Genomic DNA, 3,997 nt, shown 5'->3' with positions numbered 1-3,997 from the left:
GTCTGGCGGCGTTTACTGGAAAACTCACTGTCGGCAAAAGTCAGTTGCTGGCTCATCCGGTTACTCATTCTGGGTTCAGGTTACAACACGATGATCTCACATCTCGGACTTATTCGCACCTTCCTTAGGTTCACGGCATAACCCATACATTTATACTGGATAGTCACGCTCTCGTTCAGACACAACGAGCCGCTAATGAGGGTGCAGGTTTTAATGGGCTGACCATAGGCTGAGGCCGTGGCGTACCCCATGCTCTGACACGCTTTTGCCGCCGTACCGTTATTCACATACTCATCGGAATACGCATTTTGCAGCGCTGCCTGACCGTAGTTAAGGCGGACGATGCCGTTCGGCGCATCGAGGCTGCTGACTTCAGCCTGGCGGTTAATGCTGCACCCCGCGAGCAGGAGGAGTGTGCCGGCTACAATGACTCTTTTCATGGTTCGCTCTGAGTGGATGGAAATACGTTATCGTACCCGCAGATGCCCGCCGCAATGGCTGGAATAGCCGGACAATCTGCCCTCACTCTTCGCAACGGGTCGATGGTGAACGCGATCAGACCCCATTCTGATTAAATTGTGATTTCTATCACAAAAGCATTGATTTTTGTGATGGTGGTCATATTATAGGCGCATTGACGATAAAGTTGTATAACACGTTGATGGAGCATCACTGTGAAACTGCGCAAAATCCTGAAAAGTATGTGGGCCAATTACTGCCGCACGTTCAAAGACGTGCCGCCGGGCGCCATGTTCTGATAAAAAAACCTGCTTCGGCAGGTTTTTTTATACCTGCAGACGTTGAAGGGAAGATGTCAGGGGGCGTGTTTTGATACTATGGCGGCCTTTAAATAAGGAGAAACCCCATGTCACAAAACCTGAGCGCCGATCAGGAACTGGTCTCTGACGTTGTCGCCTGCCAGCTGGTTATCAAACAAATCCTGGATGTTCTGGACGTGATTGCGCCGGTTGAAGTGCGCGAGAAGATGTCTACCCAGCTGAAAAACATCGACTTCGCCAGCCATCCTGCTGCCGCTGACCCGGTAACGCTTCGTGCGATCCAGAAAGCCATCGCGCTGATCGAGCTGCGATTCACGCCGCAGGGTGAGTCCCACTGACGCAGGGAAATGGGCGACGGCGTGCGTCGCCCTTTGATGTTATCAGAAGAACGTCTGGACCAGCAGGTAGCTCGCGGCACACGCGCAGCTTACCCCAATCAGCCCTGGCAAAATAAAGCTGTGGTTGATGATAAATTTACCGATGCGGGTCGTGCCTGACCGGTCAAAGCCGATGCAGGCCAAATCGCTGGGATAGGTCGGCAGGACAAAATAGCCGTAGGACGCCGGGAAAAAGGCGATCAGCATTTTCGGGTCGATGCCCAACATCAACCCCATCGGCGCAACCGCCGTCAGCGCCGCCGCCTGGCTGTTCACCAGTTTTGACACCAGAAACAGCACAATCGCATATGTCCACGGGTGGCTTTTCACCACGCCTTCCAGGGCCAGCTTTAACTCGTCGAGATGCGCCTGGAAAAAGGTATCGCTCATCCACGCCACGCCGAATACCGAGAAGATCGCAACCATACCGGCCTTGAACACCGCGCCGTTGGAAATCGCGGAGGCATTGACCTTACAGGCCATCAGCATCACGGCACCCGCAATTAGCATCATCATCTGGATGACAAGGTTCATCGACAGCGCCGTCATTTTGCCTTTCAGTTCAAAGGCGGGGCGCAGCTCAGGGAAGGCCCCCAGCAGAACGACCACGGCAATGCCGGCAAAGAAAATCCACGTGGACCAGTAGGCCTGTTTTGGGAAACGCTGATTCATTAACGTCTCTGTTCCGCCGTAGATAAACTCGCGCTGCTTAGGATCTTTTAGCTTTTCCTGAAACTCCATGTCGTCCGCCAAATCTTTCCCGCGGCGTAAACTCCACAGTGCAGCAATAGCCACGCCGAAAAGTGAAGCGGGAACCGACACGGCGAGAATTTCCAGAATTCCCCACGCGTGGCCGATCCCATGCTGGGCTGCCAGGATGGACACCAGCGACACGACGGCAACGGAAACGGGGGAGGCCGTGATCGCCATCTGCGACGCGACCGACGCCACGGCCATAGGGCGCTCCGGGCGGATCCCTTTTTTCAGGGCGATATCCGCAATAATCGGGAACATGGTGTAGACCACATGGCCGGTGCCGCACAGAAAGGTCAGCATCCAGGTGGTAAACGGAGCGAGCAGGGTGATGTGCTGCGGGTGTTTGCGCAGCAGACGTTCCGCAAACTGCATCATGACGTTGAGACCGCCCGCCGTTTGCAGGGTAGCGGCACAGCCAATCACCGCGAGGATGGTCAACATGACGTCAACCGGGGGTTTACCCGGCTGCAGACCAAAGACGAAACATAAAATAAAAAGACCAATACCGCTGATTAACCCAAGCCCCATACCGCCGAAACGCGTACCCGTCAGCAGGCAGAGGAGAATGACAACAAACTCAATGGTGATCATGATGCTCCCTCGTCAATGATTATGTAATTAAATAAATCATCACACGTTGTGTGGTTAATCATTGGGAGCCAGATCTGATTTGTTAAATTTCAGCAAAAGCAGAAGGTTGGAGAGGGGAAGGGGACCTGCTCCCCGGGACGGAAGCAGGCCAGAAACTCAGTGGTGCTGCACCGCCACAATGTCGAGCAGGTGACGGTCGGTTTGCTCAGGACATAAACCTGCCTGCTGCGCGTTATGCAGCTCATCCGCCAGCGTCTTCAGCAGCAGGCCATCCTGCTGCTGCTCTTTATCCATATCGCGTAAGAATCTCAGCGTCGTAATGTCCTGCTGCGCTTTGGCTTCATCGGCCAGTTTGTTGAGGGTGCTGCAGCGTTGCTCATACTCTTCAAGCGTTTTCTGAAACAGTTCTTCCAGACAAGAGTAGCTCTCGTTTATCCCATCAAGGGCTTTAACAACAGGGTTTGCCCCGGCAGCTTTCAGGAAGTTAAAAACGCGCATCATATGGGTGACGTTACTTTGTGCCTGAGAGCGAAAGAAGGTGGCAGAGCCCGTGAGGCTATTCTCAGCGCACCAGGCACTTAAGTGAAGGTGCAGGTTGGAGGCGTAGAACTCAAGGTTCATCTGCGCGTTAAGTTTTTGCATCATCGTTTGGGTAGCCATACTCATATCCTTATTGACGGTGGGACGTGATGTCCGTTGCTTAACCTGAGCACCAGGCAAGTACGAAGAAAAAGAGCAGAAATACGCTTTCTGCAGTAAACGAAGTCGACCGAAATTCACTTCCTGTGTTCGATATAAATAAGCATACCCTTGTCTTTGGTCTAAGAAAACTCTTAAATTGGCTGTGTTTACCATACATTACAAACTTTAATATAGTACAGAAATACAATTAGCTCGCCATAGATCGGTGTTTAGATAATCCTCTGATAATCAACATTTTTTATCGAAGAGATATGCTGTTACTCTTTCGGGAATATTAAACCGGAATAATGCTCTGTAAAAAAATGAATCACGGATTAATTATTCCGTATATCAGGTGCATTAATAAAATTGCGCTAAATCAAATTCTGTGGAGTAAATAATTTTCAGTGCGTGTGGCATTTTTGATGAAAAACATACTGCACTTTTCTGACGTCCGGCGTTCTCGTGCCCGATCCGGGGCATCAGGGATATCTTAGCTAATCTTATGGATAATCCTGCTTACCCTCATTTCATTTGTCTGACAAATACTGCCTTTTTTATGTCATTTTTCGCTGAATTTATGTACGCAATTACTGTAATTCTGCGGTGTGATGGGGCTCTCTTATGGATGATTAATTTCCCGCTAAAACTATCACCAGCAATAACGCTTATAACGAGGTAAGCGCTAAGGAAGTTGCGATTAAGTGGTCCGCAGCTCCCGATATGACGCCCCAAACCGTCCTTTATCGACGTCCTGTGGCTCAATTTTCCAATTTTCAGCCCAAAATCGTCTCTTCGTGGCTGATTTTGGCC

At 50.8% G+C, this 3,997-nt stretch carries 5 protein-coding genes; 2 read left to right on the top strand and 3 right to left on the bottom strand.

Translation table 11 applies throughout. The annotated features are described in order from the left end of the window. Positions 1 to 80: 80 nt before the first annotated feature. Positions 81 to 440: a YecR family lipoprotein gene (gene yecR, locus ACOTXT_RS22280; RefSeq protein WP_421625464.1), complete on the bottom strand. Its 360-nt coding sequence runs from the start codon at positions 438 to 440 to the stop codon at positions 81 to 83. Positions 441 to 674: 234 nt separating this feature from the next. Here yecR and azuC point away from each other — a divergent pair, with 234 nt between their 5' ends. After that, the gene (gene azuC / locus ACOTXT_RS22275) at positions 675 to 758 is read left to right on the top strand and encodes a stress response protein AzuC (protein ID WP_014884364.1); all 84 of its coding nucleotides are present in this window, start codon (positions 675 to 677) and stop codon (positions 756 to 758) included. Positions 759 to 865: 107 nt separating this feature from the next. Continuing rightward, positions 866 to 1,117, top strand: coding sequence for a DUF2766 family protein (locus ACOTXT_RS22270; RefSeq protein ID WP_008500405.1), 252 nt, complete (start codon positions 866 to 868; stop codon positions 1,115 to 1,117). 42 nt (positions 1,118 to 1,159) lie between these two features. On the opposite strand, the gene ACOTXT_RS22265 is transcribed toward ACOTXT_RS22270, so the two are convergent. Further along, complete coding sequence (locus ACOTXT_RS22265; protein WP_008500406.1) at positions 1,160 to 2,503, bottom strand: anaerobic C4-dicarboxylate transporter; 1,344 nt, start codon at positions 2,501 to 2,503, stop codon at positions 1,160 to 1,162. Positions 2,504 to 2,659: 156 nt separating this feature from the next. Continuing rightward, the gene (locus ACOTXT_RS22260) at positions 2,660 to 3,163 is read right to left on the bottom strand and encodes a non-heme ferritin-like protein (protein WP_008500408.1); all 504 of its coding nucleotides are present in this window, start codon (positions 3,161 to 3,163) and stop codon (positions 2,660 to 2,662) included. Positions 3,164 to 3,997 lie beyond the last annotated feature (834 nt).

Source organism: Enterobacter cloacae complex sp. IR5422, from assembly GCF_049238165.1.
Taxonomy (GTDB): Bacteria; Pseudomonadota; Gammaproteobacteria; order Enterobacterales; family Enterobacteriaceae; genus Enterobacter; species Enterobacter roggenkampii.
The sequence above is the reverse complement of the archived record's forward strand: the minus strand, read 5'-3'. Positions and strand labels throughout refer to the sequence as shown.